This is a genomic window from Amycolatopsis orientalis DSM 40040 = KCTC 9412 (assembly GCF_000478275.1).
GTDB classification, from domain to species: Bacteria; Actinomycetota; Actinomycetes; order Mycobacteriales; family Pseudonocardiaceae; genus Amycolatopsis; species Amycolatopsis orientalis.
Window position 1 is genome coordinate 19,784 of record NZ_ASJB01000001.1, and the last position, 13,908, is coordinate 33,691.

A 13,908-nucleotide genomic window follows, 5' to 3' on the forward strand; every position below is an offset into this window, starting at 1 on the left:
CCGACAGAAACCTGTCCCGCGCCGCGCATTGACCGGCGGTCGGTGATTCACCGACGATGGGCGAAGCCGACTGGGTGGAGGCGTGACGACATGCGACCGAACCGCGTCTTTCGAAGCGAACATTCAGGGAAGCGCTTACTGGTGGCGGCGATCCTGCTGCTGGGCGTCGTACCGGGAGCAGCCGCGGCGGCTCCGGCGGGCCAGGTGGAGAGCGCGGCCACGAGCGGATGGGTGGGCACCTGGGCGGCGTCGCCCGCGGCCGGGGTGGCCGGGACCGACAACGGCTACCCGAACTTCTCGATCCGCAACATCGTCCACACCAGCGCGGGCGGGCACGAGGTCCGCGTGCGGTTGTCCAACGCGTTCGGCCGGGCGCCGGTGGTGTTCGGCCGGGTGACCGTCGCGGTCGCCGCGGGCCCGGACACCCCGCAGGCCCTCCCCGGCACGATGCGCACGCTGACCTTCGGCGGCGACGGCGAGGTCACCGTGCCGCCGGGAGCAGACATCGTCAGCGACGGCGCGGCGCTGAACGTGCCGAGGGACGGCGATCTCCTGGTGACCACGTACACGCCGACGCCGTCCGGCCCGGTCACCTACCACCCGCTGGCCACGCAGAACTCGTACTTCACCCGCGACGGCGACAAGGCCGCCGACGAATCGGCGGCGGCGTTCCCGGAACGGACCGCGGTCTGGCATTACGTATCCGGAGTGGACGTCCGGGGCCCCGGCCTGCGGGGCAGCGTCGTGGCGATCGGCGATTCGATCACCGACGGGGCGAACTCGACCTGGGGCGCGAATCTGCGCTGGCCCGACCAGCTCGCCGACAGGATCAGCGCGCGCATGGGTGTGCTCAACGCCGGGATCAGCGGGAACCGGCTGCTGCTCGACGGTGGTAACTACGGCGTCAACGCGCTCGCCCGGCTCGACCGGGACGTGCTGAGCCAGTCCGGCGCGCGGACGGCGATCGTGTTCGAAGGCATCAACGACATCCAGCAGACGCCGCATCAGGCCGATCCGGCCAAGATCATCTCGGCGCTGAAGCAGATCGCCACCCGGGCCCACGACCGCGGCCTGCGGGTGCTCGGCGCGACGATCACGCCGTGGAAGGGCTGGCGTTCGTACACCCCGGAACTCGAGGAGACCCGGCAGGCGGTCAACCGGTTCGTCCGGACCAGCAGGCTGTTCGACGGGTTCGTCGATTTCGACGCGGTGATCCGCGATCCCGCCGATCCGCAGCGCATGAAGCCCGAGTACGACTCCGGTGATCACCTCCACCCCGGTGACAAGGGATTCACGGCCATGGCGGACGCCGTCCCCCTGTCCCGGCTGAGGTAGAGATTGAGGGCTGCGCGAGGCGGTTCCGTCGGGCACGATGAGCTGATGGCGATCAAAGATGGCTAGCGGCGACGGCGGACCCCGAGCGACGGCCCGGCTGGTCCGGTTCGCCGAACACGAGGCACGCGCGGACGCGCTCCGGGCCCAACTGGCCGGCCTCCACGGGACGATCCGGCTGGCGAAGCGGACGTCGAACCTGTTCCGGGCACGGGCGGCGACCAGCACACCGGGGCTGGACGTCTCGGGGTTCACCCACGTCCTCGACGTCGATCCGCTGGCCCGTACCGCCGACGTCGAGGGCATGGTCACCTACGAGCAGCTGGTGGACGCGACCCTGCCGCACGGGCTGATGCCGCTGGTCGTCCCGCAGCTCAAGACGATCACGCTCGGCGGCGCGGTCACCGGTCTCGGCATCGAGTCGTCGTCGTTCCGCAACGGTCTCGTGCACGAATCGGTGCTGGAGATGGAATTGCTCACCGGCGACGGCCGGATCGTCGTCGCGCGGGCGGACAACGAGCACAGCGACCTGTTCCACGGCTTCCCGAACTCGTACGGGACGCTCGGGTACGCGCTGCGGCTGAAGATCGAACTGGAGCCGGTCAAACCGTACGTGCGGCTCGACCACGTCCGGTACGACGACACCGAGGAGTACTTCGCGGCGCTCGGCGAGGCCTGCCGCACCGGAGCGGCCGACTTCGTGGACGGGACGGTCTTCGGGCCGGGCGAGCAGTACCTGACACTGGGCACGTTCACCACCTCCGCTCCCGCGACCAGCGACTACACCTGGCTCGACATCTACTACAAGTCGATCCGCGAACGGGAGACCGACCATCTGAGCGTGCGGGATTACCTGTGGCGCTGGGACACGGACTGGTTCTGGTGCTCACGGGCGTTCGGCGTGCAGCACCGGCTCCCCCGGCTGCTGCTGGGCAGGCGGCTGCTGCGGTCGTCGGTCTACTGGAAGGCGGTGGCGCTCGACCGCCGGTTCGGGATCGCCGCGAAGATCCTCAAGCTGCGCGGTCTCCCGCCGGAGGAGACCATCGTCCAGGACATCGAGGTGCCGCTGTCGCGGGCCGCGGAGTTCCTGGACTTCTTCCGCCGCGAGATCCCGATCAGCCCGGTGTGGATCTGCCCGCTGAAGCAGCGGCCGGGCGGCGTGAACTCCCCACTGTACGAATTGGACCCCGAGACGCTGTACGTCAACTTCGGGTTCTGGTCCGCGGTCCCGCTGGACCCCGGCGAGGAGCCCGATACGCACAATCGGCTGATCGAGGCCGAAGTCACCCGGCTCGGCGGGCGGAAGTCGCTGTACTCCGACAGTTTCTATACCGAAGACGAGTTCTGGCGGCTGTACAACGGCGACGCCTACCGGAAACTGAAAACGGCCTACGACCCGGACGGCCGCCTGCTCGACCTGTACGCGAAATGCGTGCGGCGGCGGTGACCCGGAACGGGAAGAAGAGAGACGAACATGGCTGAGACGACGACCGTCGGGAAGATCTTCGAGCGGTTGCTCGGCCCGAGCACCGAAGTGTCCATCACCGCCTACGACGGCAGCACGAGCGGCCCGGCCGACGCGCCGGTGTCGATCCAGGTGCGGTCGCCCCTGGCGTTGACGTATCTGATGTCGTCGCCGGGAGACCTCGGTCTCGCGCGCGCCTACGTGGCCGGCGCACTGGATGTGGACGGTGACCTCTACACGGCGCTGCGCGCGCTCGTGGCGCAGGTCGACCAGCTCAGCACCGCGGACCGGTTGTGGCTGCTGCGCGAACTCGGCCCCAGGCACCTGCGCCGGGTCGCCCCGCCCGCCGAAGAGCTGCCGAGCCGCGCCAAGCGCGTCTTCGACGGGCTGCGGCATTCCAAGGCACGGGACAGCAACGCGATCTCGAACCACTACGACGTCTCGAACCGGTTCTACGAACTGGTTCTCGGCCCGTCGATGGCCTACACCTGCGCCGCGTATCCGTCCGCCGACGCCTCGCTGGAAGAGGCGCAGGCGCACAAATTCGACCTGGTGTGCCGGAAACTCGACCTCAAACCGGGGATGCGGTTGCTGGACGTCGGCTGCGGCTGGGGCGGGATGGTCGAGCACGCTGTCGAGCATTACGGCGTCGAGGCGCTGGGCGTCACCCTTTCCCGCGAACAGGCGCAGTGGGCACAGAAGGACATCGTGACCAAGGGACTCGCGGACCGGGCCGAGGTCCGGCACCTCGACTACCGCGACGTCACCGAAACGGGTTTCGACGCGGTGTCGTCGATCGGGCTCACCGAGCATATCGGCGCGCGGAACCTGCCGTCGTACTTCCGTTTCCTCGCCGGGAAACTGAAGCCCCGCGGCCGGCTGCTGAACCACTGCATCACCAACCCGGACACCACCGTCCCGCACCGCTCGCGCGGCTTCATCGACCGGTACGTCTTCCCCGACGGCGAACTGGAGTCCGTCGGGGAGATCGCCACGGCGATGCACGACAGCGGGCTGGAGGTGCGGCACTCGGAGAACCTCCGCGAGCACTACGCCACCACCCTCGGCGCCTGGTGCGCCAACCTCGACGAGAACTGGGACGCGGCCGTCGCCGAAGCTGGCGCCGGCCGGAGCCGGGTCTGGGCGCTGTACATGGCCGCGTGCCGCCTCGCCTTCGAGCGGCGGGAGATCGAACTGCACCAGGTACTCGGGGTGAAGGTCGGCCCGGACGGCGACTCGGGCATGCCGCTGCGGCCGGATTGGGGCGTCTAGGCGCAGGGGCCCTCGTGAGTGGTAATGGCGGTTAGAACCGTCATTACCACTCACGAGGCTAGTGGCGGAAGGCTTCGGCGAGCCACCACGAGCCGCCGTCGTCGGCGATCTTGGCGTCGATGACGAGCGGCGCTGCCCGCGGGCCGCCGAGCCAGTCCGTGACGGCGGAGAGGTCCTCGGCCGACCGCACGGTGACGCCGCCGCAGCCGAAGCCCCGGCCGATCGCCGCGATGTCGGTGTCGGGGAACCGGACGGTGGTCATGTCCGCGTCGCCGAAATGGTGGATCTCGGCGCCGTAGGCCGCGTCGTTGTAGACGATGACCAAGAGCGGGATCCGCAGCCGGACAGCGGTTTCCAGTTCGGAAAGGGACATATGGAACCCGCCGTCGCCGACGGCGAGCACCGGTAGCCTGTCCGGCCTGGCCACGGCCGTGCCGATCGCCGTCCCCAGGCCGAGACCGACACACTGGAAAGCCTGGGTGAAGCAAAAGCCGTTCTCGTCGGGAACGGACAGGTACGCGCTCGGGTAGCCCATGAAGTTGCCGGAATCGACCGAGACCACGCGTTCGGCGGGCAGGATCTCGTCGAGACGGCGGCTGAGCGTGCGCGGGTCGATCCGGCCGTCGCCGGATAGGTCGTTATACGGGACGTCGTTCCATCTCGTGCTCGCCGGTGCTTCGCGGCTCATGCGGTGGCCACGCCTGCGCAGTTCGGCGTGGACGTCTTCGGCGGTGCTGGTGACGTCGCCGACGACGCCGAGGTCGATCAGGCGGTGCGCGCCCAGCGCGGACTGCTCCACGTCGACCTGGACCAGCCGGGCGTCCGGGCCGAGGAGCCTGCCGTGCCGGGTGGTCCACATGTTCAGGGCGCAGCCCCAGCCGATCACGAGGTCGGCGGCTCCGATGAGGTCGGCCGCCGCCGGGGACGAAAAGCCGCCCGAGATCCCGATCGAGCGGGGATCACCGTGGAAGAGGCCGTGTGCCACCGCCGAAGTCGCCAGCAGCGCACCGGAGGTCTCCGCGAGTTCCCGCAGCGGCGCGGCACTCGCCCGGGCGCCCCGGCCGGCGACGAACACCGGCCGCCGTGCCCCGGCGAGGAGGTCGGCGAGTTTCGCGACCGCCCCGGCGGTGGGCCGGATCCGTGCGGGGCCGGGGATTTCCGGCACCGAGACCGCTTCCGGCGCCTCCTGGGCCTGGACGTCGAGCGGGAGGTTGAGCAGGACGGTCCGGCGTTGCTGCAGGGCCGTGCGGAAGGCGCGGACGGTGTCGGCGACCGCGGTGGGCCCGCTGTGGACGCGTTCCGGGACGGCGCCGACCGCCGCGCCGAGCGCGTCCTGGTCGATCCGGAAGTTCGACAGGACCGCCGACGCCGCGGTGTCACCGGTCAGCACGATCATCGGTGTCCGGCTCTTGGCGGCCTCGGTGATCCCGGTGATGGCGTTGGTCAGCCCACCGCCCTGGTGGAGACTCAGCACCGACACGCGGCCGCTCATCCGCGCGTACGCGTCGGCCATGCTCGCCGCGCCGCCCTCGTGACGAGCGGCGACGAACCGCACCCCGCCCGCCCGCAGACCGTTGGTGGCCTCGAAGTTGCCGCTGCCCACGACCCCGAACGCCGCTCCCACCCCGAGTTCCGCGAGGGTGCGGCCGACCAGCTCCGCGGTCTTCATGCCCGCTCCACCAGCGCGTAGACGCGGGCCGGGCTGCCGGAGCCGCCGACGATCGGGAGCGGGCTGACGATCAACAGGAATCCGGTGGGCGGCAGGCTCGCCAGGTTCCGCAACTGGGTCAGGCCGTGCTTTCCCGCGCCCAGAAGGAGTTCGTGGCAGGGGAAGGCCGGTTCGAGGGCCGGCGCCTGTCCCGCGTCCGTGCCGACGGTCTCCACACCGAAACCGGTGATCGGCGCCTCGTCGGCGAGCCAGCGGGCACATTCCGCCGAGACGCCCGGGGAATGCGGGCCGTTCTCGTCGTTGTTGAGGAAGGCCTCCTGGTCGTGCGAACGGGCGTCCCAGCCCGTGCGATAGAGCAGCCAGCCGCCGTCGGGAAGCGGCCCGTGCTCGCGCTCCCACTCACGGATGTCGTCGACGGACAGCAGGTGATCCGGGTCTTCGGCCGCGCGAGCCGAGGCGTCGAGCACCACGGCCGGGGCGACCAGCGTGCGCAGCGGCACCTGGGAGACGTCGTGGCCGTCCTTTCCCGAGACCCAGTGCACGGGGACGTCGAGATGGGTGCCGGTGTGCTCGCCGGTGTGGATGTTGTTCCAGTACCAGCGCGGTCCGCGTTCGTCGTACCGGCTGATCTCCTCCAGGCCGAACGGGATCGTGTTCGCGAACGGCTCCGGCAACTGGAGGATCGGCGTGTTCTCGCTCAACGGCGCGGTGAGGTCGACGACCTCGATCGTGCCCGTGGTGATCGCGGCGTTCAGCTGGGCCAACAACGACATGCGTGCCTCCCGGGAGTGACTGCGGCGTCAGCGATCACCTTAGGCGGGTACTGGTTGACTTGGCCCGGATCGGACGGTCACGAGACCGCGGGAAGACGGGAGACTTCGATGGGTTCGTTCGATGTGCCGCTGGAAGACGAACGCACACAACTCGACGCCTTCATCGAGGAACATCGCGACGCCATCGAAAAAACCCTCGACGGTCTCACTGAGGAACAGGCCCGCCGCCGTCTCGTCCCGTCGGCGACCACGTTGCTCGGGCTGCTCAAGCACGTCACGTGGATGCAGCGGGTGTGGTTCGAGGAGTGCGTCGGCGGCACGCCCCGGCAGGACCTCGGCCTGGCGGCGAATCCGGACGAATCCTTCCGGCTCACCGACGGCGACACCATCGCCTCGATCACCGCGGCGCACCGGGAAGCCCGCGCCACGGCCAGGACCGTGGTCGCGGACCTGCCGCTGGACACCGTCGCGACCGGCCACCGGACCGGACCGCGCACGCTCCGGTGGGTGTACCTGCAGGTCCTGCGGGAGCTGACGCAGCATTGCGGGCACGCGGACATCCTGCGCGAACAGATCCTCGCCGGGTGAGTCGGTTGCTTGGGTCGTGAGTGGTAATGACGGTTCTAACCGTCATTACCACTCACGAGGGGGCGTGGAGGGCGGCCGTCATGTACTTGGCAAGGTGTGAAGGCCGAGTCTCCTCGGCTGAGCCGAGGGAAGGGGACCTTCACACGCCACCGTTGCGACTTCTGGTGCTGGCGGGCCGCATGTGCCGACCGTCGAGTCCATGAAGGACTCCTTCACTACTTTCAGAGTCAGGGTCCCGGCAAAGCGGCTGAGCTGAGGTGGTCGTGAGTGGTAAGTGTCGTTCTAACGACACTTACCACTCACGACCGCCTCACCCCCACAGCAAGGAAGAGGCCTTCACGGACGGAGGCTGGAGTCCACCATCACCAAGTCGAGGTCCCGCAGGCGTTCCCGGTCCGCGATGACGTCGATCTCGGTGATCTTCCCGTCCGCGAAGGCGAACGCGAGCACCACCGACGGCCGTCCTTCGTCGGCCATCACGAGACCGACGCCGCCGTTCACCAGCGCGAGCTGCGTGACCGCCGCCCGCACCGAAGCGGCCGCCGCACCACGCGCCACCACACTGGAACCCCGCAGGAAGATCGGCGCGCGCGAGGGGCCCGCCGCCTTGTCGGCGCGCAGGACGACGTCGGGGTGCAGCAGTTCGAGGAGCGCTTCGAAGTCTCCGCCGCGGGCCGCGGCCAGGTAGGCGTCGACGACTCGGCGGCGGCGCGCGAGGTCCGGTTCCGCGGCGGTGGAGCGGCCCTGTACGCGGCGCCGGGCGCGGCTCGCGAGCTGCCTGGCGGCGGCCGGGGTGCGGTCGATCAGCGGGGCGATCTCGTCGAACGGCACGGCGAACATGTCGTGCAGGACGAACGCGAGCCGTTCGGCGGGCGCCAGCGTTTCCAGGACCACCAGCATCGCCAGGCCGACGGAGTCGGCGAGCACCGCATCGGCGGCGGGATCCACCGAGGAGTCGGCGGGCTCGGAGAAGGCGTCGTCGAGCGGGTCTTCCCGCCGGTGGTCGCGCGAGCGCAGCACGTTCAGGCACACCCGCGCCACCACCGTGGTCAGCCAGCCGCCGAGGTTCTCGATCTCTGCGGCGTCGGTCCGGTTGAGCCGCAGCCACGTGTCCTGGACGGCGTCTTCCGCCTCACTGGCCGAACCCAGCATCCGGTACGCCACCGCCCGCAGCCTCGTCCGGTGCTCTTCGAACCGTTCCGTCAGCCGATCCCGCTCGTCCACCGCACTCCTCGCTCCCGCAGAACCCCGGTCACATCTAACGACCCGTGGGAGACGACGGATGTGACCGGGGTCAGCAACCTCCCGTGCCGTCGGTGAACCGCACGCCCGAAGCCCGGTACGACGCGGCCCGCTCGGCGGCCACCTGAGGCGACAAGACTTCGTTCTTCGCGAAGTAGACCCAGTCCACCTGCTCCAGGTAGGTGCTCGTGCCACCGGCGTGCTGTGTGAGGTCGATGAACCACTGGTTGAAGTTCAGGGACATGTCCTGCCTCGGATACACGTCGAACGGGCCGCCGCGGTCGTGGTCGGCCACCAGCGCGCCGTCGATGTAGTACCGCACATGGCCGTCGGACACGGTCGCGGCTACGGAGTGCCAGCCGTCGATGCTGCGGCGCTGACTGTCGCTCTTGTTCTCGGCGTACCAGGGGTCGGGTGTGTAGGTGTGCCAGCTGGTCTGGAAGTTGACCGGTCCCGCCTCGCCCCATCCGCCGTTCGGCAGGTACTCCGAGAAGTCCAGTTCGCTGTAGATCGGGTCGTTGTCGTAGCGGAGCGGGCTGATCGTGAAGAACGTCTGGTTGATCCGGTCACCGTCGGGGCCGGACGACGGCGCGTCGGAAAACCGGATCCGCGCCGCGTAGGTCCCCTCGAAGAACCGCCTGCCGGGCTGCGTGATCTCGGTCTGCGTTGTCCCCGCGGTCGTCCCGTCGGTGACGGAAGCCAGCTGCAGCACCTTGTCCCCGTCGGACGTCGGGAAGGTGATGCCTTCCGGCGCCCATCGCGCTCCGGCGACGCCGGGCCCGCCGCCACTGGAGCGCACCTGCCAGCCGTGCTGCGCGAGCAGGCCGTCGGTGTGCGAGGCGTAGTGGAAGTCGTCGAACAGCGCACCGCAGGCGGCCGCCCCGCTCGCGGTGCCCGGTGCCAGGCCGAGCGCGGCGACCGACAGGGTGGTGACGGCCAAGGTGATGAGACGGGACCTTCGCATCGCTGTCTCCTTTACCACTGGTCAGTTTTTACCAAGGTCGCCGCCGAAAGTGGTAAAGTCAATAGGTCTAGACAAGTTGTCCACCAGCCAATTTTCGGCGACCACTGGCTAAGCTGTGGTCATGCGGCGGACAGAGGTCAAGGAACGGCTGCGCAAGCTCATCGAGCGACGCCAGCCGGGCGAGGTCCTGCCTTCGGAGCGGGCGTTGAGCATGGAGATCGGTGTCTCGCGCCCCACCCTGCGCGCGGCGATCGACGAACTCGCGCGGGACGGGCTGCTCGTCCGCGAACACGGCCGGGGCACGTTCACCGCGCCGCGCAAGATCTCCCAGGACCTCCTACCCGCCACTGGCGGCGACCAGTTCGCCCCGCCCGCCGAGGGCGAGTGGACCAGCCGGGTGGTCGACTTCGCCACCACGCCGGCGGGGGCCCGGCTCGGCAAACGGCTGGAGGTCTCCCCCGGCCGCCCGCTGGTGGCCGTCACCCGCGTCCGCGTCGTCGACGAGGCGCCGATGGCGATCGAGCGCATCCTGGTCCCCCGGGATCTGGTGCCGGACATCACGCGCGCCGACTTCGAGTCCGGCTCGTTCTACGAACTGCTCCGCACGCGCTACGAGGTCGTCCCCGCGACAGCCGTGCAGATCACCGAACCCACCGTCACCGACGCCGACGAATCCGGCCTGCTCGGCGTCCCGCAGCACTCCCCGGCGCTGCTGTTCGAGCGCACCACCCGCGACGCGGGCGGCCGCGTGATCGAGTACACCCGCTCGATCTACCGGGGCGACCGCTACCGGATCACCTCACACCTGAAGTTCGACCACACCTCCGGCTGACTCCGGCGCGCCGGGGCCGCCCGGGCGGGAGTCCATGTCAGACTCCCGGGCGATGTACACCCCGTCCGATCTCGCCGACCTGCTCGAATGCGAGCACCGCAGCGTCCTCAAGCAGGCACTGGCCGCCGGTCTCCCGGGGGCGCCACGGCCGGGCTCCGGGCCGGATCAGCTGGCGGTCACGCACGGACGCGCGCACGAGGCCGCGACGCTGGACAAGCTGCGCGGCGAGCGCAGCGTCGTCGTCGAGATCGACGAACGCGACCCGGTCGTCGCCGCGAAGGCCACCGAGGAGGCGTTGCGGGCCGGCGCGCCGGTGATCTACCAGGCGGTCTTCCACGACGGCGAGTTCTCCGGCCGGGCCGACTTCCTGATGCGGGACGACGAAGGCCGCTACGAGGTATACGACACGAAGCTGGCGAGGCACGCGAAGCCCGCGGCCGTGGTCCAGCTGACCGCGTACGCCGACGCGCTGCGCCGGGCGGGCTGGCCCACCGGTCCGCGAATGCACCTGCTGCTCGGCGACCACAGCACCCGCTCGTTCCGCGTCGACGACTTCCTGCCGCTGGTGGACCGGCTCCGCGCCCGGCTGCGGAACCGGCCGCCCACCCTGCCGGTCCCGCTGTGGGCCGACGAACGGCCGGCCTGCGGCGGCTGTTCCTACGCCGCGCACTGCGCGAGCGCCCGTGAGGCAGACCGCGATCTCTCGCTGGTGGCGGGCATGCGCGGCGACCAGCGGCGCAAACTCGTCGCCGCCGGCCTCGGCACCATCGACGCGCTCGCGAACGCCGCGCCGGAAGACCGGCCGCGCGACATCTCGGCGACGTCGTTCACCACCCTGCGCGCCCAGGCCGCGATCCAGGTCCGCCAGGACGCCACCGGCGAGATCGCCTACGAGATCATCGATCCGGACGCGCTGGCGGAACTGCCGCCGCCCGCGCCCGGCGACGTCTTCTTCGACATGGAGGGCGATCCCTACGCCCTGGCGGGTGAAGGGCTCGAATACCTCTTCGGCGCGGTGACCGCCGAAGTCGGCACGACGTTCACGCCGTTCTGGGCGCACAACCGGGCACAGGAGAAGCGGGCCTTCGAGGAGTTCGTCGACTTCGCCACCGAAAGGCTCTCCGAGCATCCCGGTTCGCACGTCTACCACTACGCCCCGTACGAGGTCACCGCGATCAAACGGCTCGCCGCCGTGCACGGGACCCGCGAGGACGCCGTCGACCACCTGCTGCGCAGCGGCGGACTCGTCGACCTGTATGCCGTGGTACGCAAGGCACTTCGGGTCTCACAGCGGTCGTACTCGATCAAGTACCTCGAACCGCTCTACATGCCCGAAGCCCGCGACGGCGACGTGAAGACGGCGGTTTCGAGCATCGAGGCCTACGAGGAATACCTGACGCTCACCGCCTCCGGCGAGACCGAGCACGCGGATGAGGTACTGCGCGGTATCAGCGACTACAACGAATACGACTGCGTCTCCACACTGCGGCTGTTCGAATTCCTGCACAAGATCCGTGCCGAGGCCGGGATCGCGCTCGCCGAGCCACCTGAAGAGTCCGATGTGGACGCTCTGCTCCGCGAGACCGAAGCGGACGTCGCGGCGCAGAAACGCGCGGAACGCGCCGCGCAACTGGCCGCGCTGGTTGATCCGCTGCTGGACGGGCTCCCCGACGATCCGGCCGAGTTCACCGGCGAGGACCGGGCTCGCGCGCTGCTGGCGGCCTCCGTCGGCTACCACCGCCGCGAGACGAATCCGGCGTGGTGGGAGTACTTCCGCCAGCTGGCCGCCCCGCTCGGCGATCTGGAGACCGACAACTCGTGCACCGTCCCGGTGGCCATGGAGGCCGGGGAATGGGTGCCGCCCTCGGGCCGGGTCCGCAAGGCGAAGCGCTCGCTGATGCTCCGGTGCGACCCGGACCGGCCACATCCCTTCGCCCCCGGCGACGACGTCCGGCTGCGGTACGGGGCCGCCGCGAGGGACGCCAAGGTCGTCTCCGCCACCGCCGTCGAACTGACCCTCGAAGAGAGCTGCGCGCCTGACGAGACCACCGCCGACCGACCGGTCGCGGTGCTGCCGGGGAGCCCGGTGCGGCCGTCACCCAAGGACGACGCGGTCGCGGACCTGGCCCGGCTCGTCGTCGACGCGCTGCCGACGCTGCCCGCGCATCCCGGCGTCGACCTGCTCCGGCGCACCACGCCGCGGTTGCGCGACGACCGGACCCTGCCCGAGCCCGGGACGGATCTGGTGAGCACGGTGATCGAGGCCGTCGAGGCGCTCGACGGCTCGACGCTCGCCGTCCAGGGCCCGCCGGGCGCGGGCAAGACGTACCTGGCAGGCAGGCTGATCGCGAAGCTGGTGCGGGCGGGCAAGACGATCGCCGTCACCTCGACCAGCCACAAGGCCGTGGAGAACGTACTGTCCGCCGCGCTGAAGAACGCGCCGGACCTGCCGTGCGCCAAACGCGCCAAGCGGACCCCGGATCCGGCCGCGCCGTGGGAGCAGCCGAAGACCAATCCCGCGCTGGTGAAATGGCGTGAGGAGCACGACACCGGCCACCTGGTCGGCGGGACCGCGTGGACGTTCGCGAACGCCGCCATCCGCGAAGAGCCGTTCGACCTGCTGATCATCGACGAGGCAGGCCAGTTCGCCCTCGCCGACGCGCTCGCGGTGTCGATGTGCGCCAAGAACCTCCTGCTGCTGGGCGATCCGCAGCAGCTGCCGCAGGTCGTGCAGGGCACGCATCCCGCGGGCGCCGAGGCCTCCGCGCTCGGGCATCTGATCGGCGAGGCCGACATCATCCCGGCCGAACTCGGCTACTTCCTCGACGAGACCCGCCGGATGCATCCGGCCGTCTGCGCGCCGGTCTCGCGGCTGTCCTACGCGGGCCGCCTGCACTCGCATCCTTCGGCGGCCGAGCGGGCGATCGACGGCGTCGAGGCGGGCCTGTACCTCGCCGAGGTCGACCACCACGGCAACACGACGCGTTCGGTCGAGGAGGCCGAGGCGGTCACCGCCATCGTCGCCGACCTCCACGGCCGGGCCTGGACCGACCACGGCGAACCGCGGCCGCTCGGCGCCGAGGACATCCTGGTCGTGGCGCCGTACAACCTGCAGGCCCGCGTCGTGGCCCGTGCCCTCGACCAGGCCGGGTATCCCGGCGTTCGGGTGGGCACCGTCGACCGGTTCCAGGGGCAGGAGGCACCGGTGGTGATCACCACCATGACCTCGTCGTCGGCGGTCGATCTGCCGCGTGGCCTGGATTTCCTGCTTTCGCGCAACCGGCTCAACGTGGCGCTCTCGCGGGCGCAGGCGCTCGCCATCGTGGTCTGTTCCCCGCGGCTGGTCGAGGCCGACATCCGCACGGTCGACCAGATGCGGCTGGTTTCGGGCATGCTCGGGTTGATGACCGAAGCCGTGCCTTGGCACGCAGGACGGAGTGGACGATGACCGAGAACAGCCCGGACAAGACGCCGGAGATCCTCGACGCCGAGATCGTCGAAGAGGCTCCGACGGCGCCGGTCGAGGTCCCGGAGCCGGACTACAGCGAGGGCGGCGTGCCCTCGTTCGACCACGTGCGGGACCGGATCGAGCAGCGGTACACGACCTCGCTGGGCTCGACCGAACTCGCCGGTCTCGGCGGCAAGGAGGACGTCGCCTCCCTGGACAAGAAGATCGCCGACCGCGACAAGGCCGCCAAGGACAAGCTGGCCGAGATCCGCCGGGCGATGCGGGAGAAGTGAGGGCCAAGTCGTGAGTGGTAATGAGGGTTC

11 protein-coding genes and 1 pseudogene are annotated in these 13,908 nt (G+C 70.1%); 8 read left to right on the forward strand and 4 right to left on the reverse strand.

The window, feature by feature from the left end; genetic code table 11:
* The first annotated feature begins 90 nt into the window (after positions 1-90).
* The 3 genes from L324_RS00100 to L324_RS00110 are packed head-to-tail and all read left to right on the forward strand — an operon-like array spanning position 91 to position 4,069.
* Positions 91-1,335 (forward strand): SGNH/GDSL hydrolase family protein, encoded by a 1,245-nt coding sequence (locus L324_RS00100; RefSeq protein WP_051173530.1) that lies wholly within the window; start codon positions 91-93, stop codon positions 1,333-1,335.
* A gap of 58 nt (positions 1,336-1,393) precedes the next feature.
* Positions 1,394-2,779 carry an FAD-binding oxidoreductase gene (locus L324_RS00105; protein ID WP_037303122.1) on the forward strand — a complete coding sequence of 462 codons (1,386 nt, stop codon included), beginning with the start codon at positions 1,394-1,396 and terminating at the stop codon, positions 2,777-2,779.
* Between the two features lie 27 nt (positions 2,780-2,806).
* On the forward strand, positions 2,807-4,069 hold the full coding sequence (locus L324_RS00110) for an SAM-dependent methyltransferase (RefSeq protein ID WP_037303124.1): 1,263 nt from the start codon (positions 2,807-2,809) through the stop codon (positions 4,067-4,069).
* 58 nt (positions 4,070-4,127) lie between these two features.
* Here the strand turns inward: L324_RS00110 and L324_RS00115 are convergent, their stop codons facing one another.
* A complete protein-coding gene (locus L324_RS00115) occupies positions 4,128-5,738 on the reverse strand; it encodes a thiamine pyrophosphate-binding protein (RefSeq protein ID WP_037303125.1) in 1,611 nt (536 codons plus the stop codon).
* A complete protein-coding gene (locus L324_RS00120) occupies positions 5,735-6,511 on the reverse strand; it encodes a cyclase family protein (RefSeq protein WP_037303126.1) in 777 nt (258 codons plus the stop codon). Before L324_RS00120 ends, L324_RS00115 begins: the two co-directional genes overlap by 4 nt.
* Before the next feature lie 108 nt (positions 6,512-6,619).
* On the opposite strand from L324_RS00120, the gene L324_RS00125 reads away from it, so the two are divergent.
* Positions 6,620-7,099 carry a DinB family protein gene (locus L324_RS00125; protein WP_037303127.1) on the forward strand — a complete coding sequence of 160 codons (480 nt, stop codon included), beginning with the start codon at positions 6,620-6,622 and terminating at the stop codon, positions 7,097-7,099.
* 336 nt (positions 7,100-7,435) lie between these two features.
* Here L324_RS00125 and L324_RS00130 read toward each other — a convergent pair whose 3' ends face one another.
* Positions 7,436-8,323: a sigma-70 family RNA polymerase sigma factor gene (locus L324_RS00130; protein ID WP_037303128.1), complete on the reverse strand. Its 888-nt coding sequence runs from the start codon at positions 8,321-8,323 to the stop codon at positions 7,436-7,438.
* Between the two features lie 70 nt (positions 8,324-8,393).
* Positions 8,394-9,305 carry a glycoside hydrolase family 16 protein gene (locus L324_RS42660; protein ID WP_037303129.1) on the reverse strand — a complete coding sequence of 304 codons (912 nt, stop codon included), beginning with the start codon at positions 9,303-9,305 and terminating at the stop codon, positions 8,394-8,396.
* 121 nt (positions 9,306-9,426) lie between these two features.
* Between L324_RS42660 and L324_RS00140 the strand changes: the two genes are divergently transcribed.
* The 4 genes and pseudogenes from L324_RS00140 (at position 9,427) to L324_RS00150 (ending at position 13,878) form a co-directional block, all read left to right on the forward strand.
* The gene (locus tag L324_RS00140; protein ID WP_037303251.1) at positions 9,427-10,137 is read left to right on the forward strand and encodes a GntR family transcriptional regulator; all 711 of its coding nucleotides are present in this window, start codon (positions 9,427-9,429) and stop codon (positions 10,135-10,137) included.
* A 52-nt stretch (positions 10,138-10,189) separates the two neighbouring features.
* A pseudogene (locus L324_RS44195) lies at positions 10,190-11,629 on the forward strand (TM0106 family RecB-like putative nuclease); the annotation flags it as partial.
* 762 nt (positions 11,630-12,391) lie between these two features.
* Positions 12,392-13,585 carry a DEAD/DEAH box helicase gene (locus L324_RS44200; protein WP_438938434.1) on the forward strand — a complete coding sequence of 398 codons (1,194 nt, stop codon included), beginning with the start codon at positions 12,392-12,394 and terminating at the stop codon, positions 13,583-13,585.
* Positions 13,582-13,878, forward strand: coding sequence for a hypothetical protein (locus L324_RS00150; protein ID WP_037303134.1), 297 nt, complete (start codon positions 13,582-13,584; stop codon positions 13,876-13,878). Before L324_RS44200 ends, L324_RS00150 begins: the two co-directional genes overlap by 4 nt.
* Positions 13,879-13,908: the final 30 nt, after the last annotated feature.

What these genes read in the sequence shown, in the direction of transcription:
- L324_RS00125 (WP_037303127.1), top strand. Translation starts at nt 6,620, where the DNA reads ATGGGTTCGTTCGATGTGCCGCTGGAAGACGAACGCACACAACTCGAC.
- L324_RS42660 (WP_037303129.1), bottom strand. Translation starts at nt 9,305, where the DNA reads ATGCGAAGGTCCCGTCTCATCACCTTGGCCGTCACCACCCTGTCGGTC.
- L324_RS00115 (WP_037303125.1), bottom strand. Translation starts at nt 5,738, where the DNA reads ATGAAGACCGCGGAGCTGGTCGGCCGCACCCTCGCGGAACTCGGGGTG.
- L324_RS00120 (WP_037303126.1), bottom strand. Translation starts at nt 6,511, where the DNA reads ATGTCGTTGTTGGCCCAGCTGAACGCCGCGATCACCACGGGCACGATC.
- L324_RS00100 (WP_051173530.1), top strand. Translation starts at nt 91, where the DNA reads ATGCGACCGAACCGCGTCTTTCGAAGCGAACATTCAGGGAAGCGCTTA.
- L324_RS00105 (WP_037303122.1), top strand. Translation starts at nt 1,394, where the DNA reads ATGGCTAGCGGCGACGGCGGACCCCGAGCGACGGCCCGGCTGGTCCGG.
- L324_RS00140 (WP_037303251.1), top strand. Translation starts at nt 9,427, where the DNA reads ATGCGGCGGACAGAGGTCAAGGAACGGCTGCGCAAGCTCATCGAGCGA.
- L324_RS00110 (WP_037303124.1), top strand. Translation starts at nt 2,807, where the DNA reads ATGGCTGAGACGACGACCGTCGGGAAGATCTTCGAGCGGTTGCTCGGC.
- L324_RS00150 (WP_037303134.1), top strand. Translation starts at nt 13,582, where the DNA reads ATGACCGAGAACAGCCCGGACAAGACGCCGGAGATCCTCGACGCCGAG.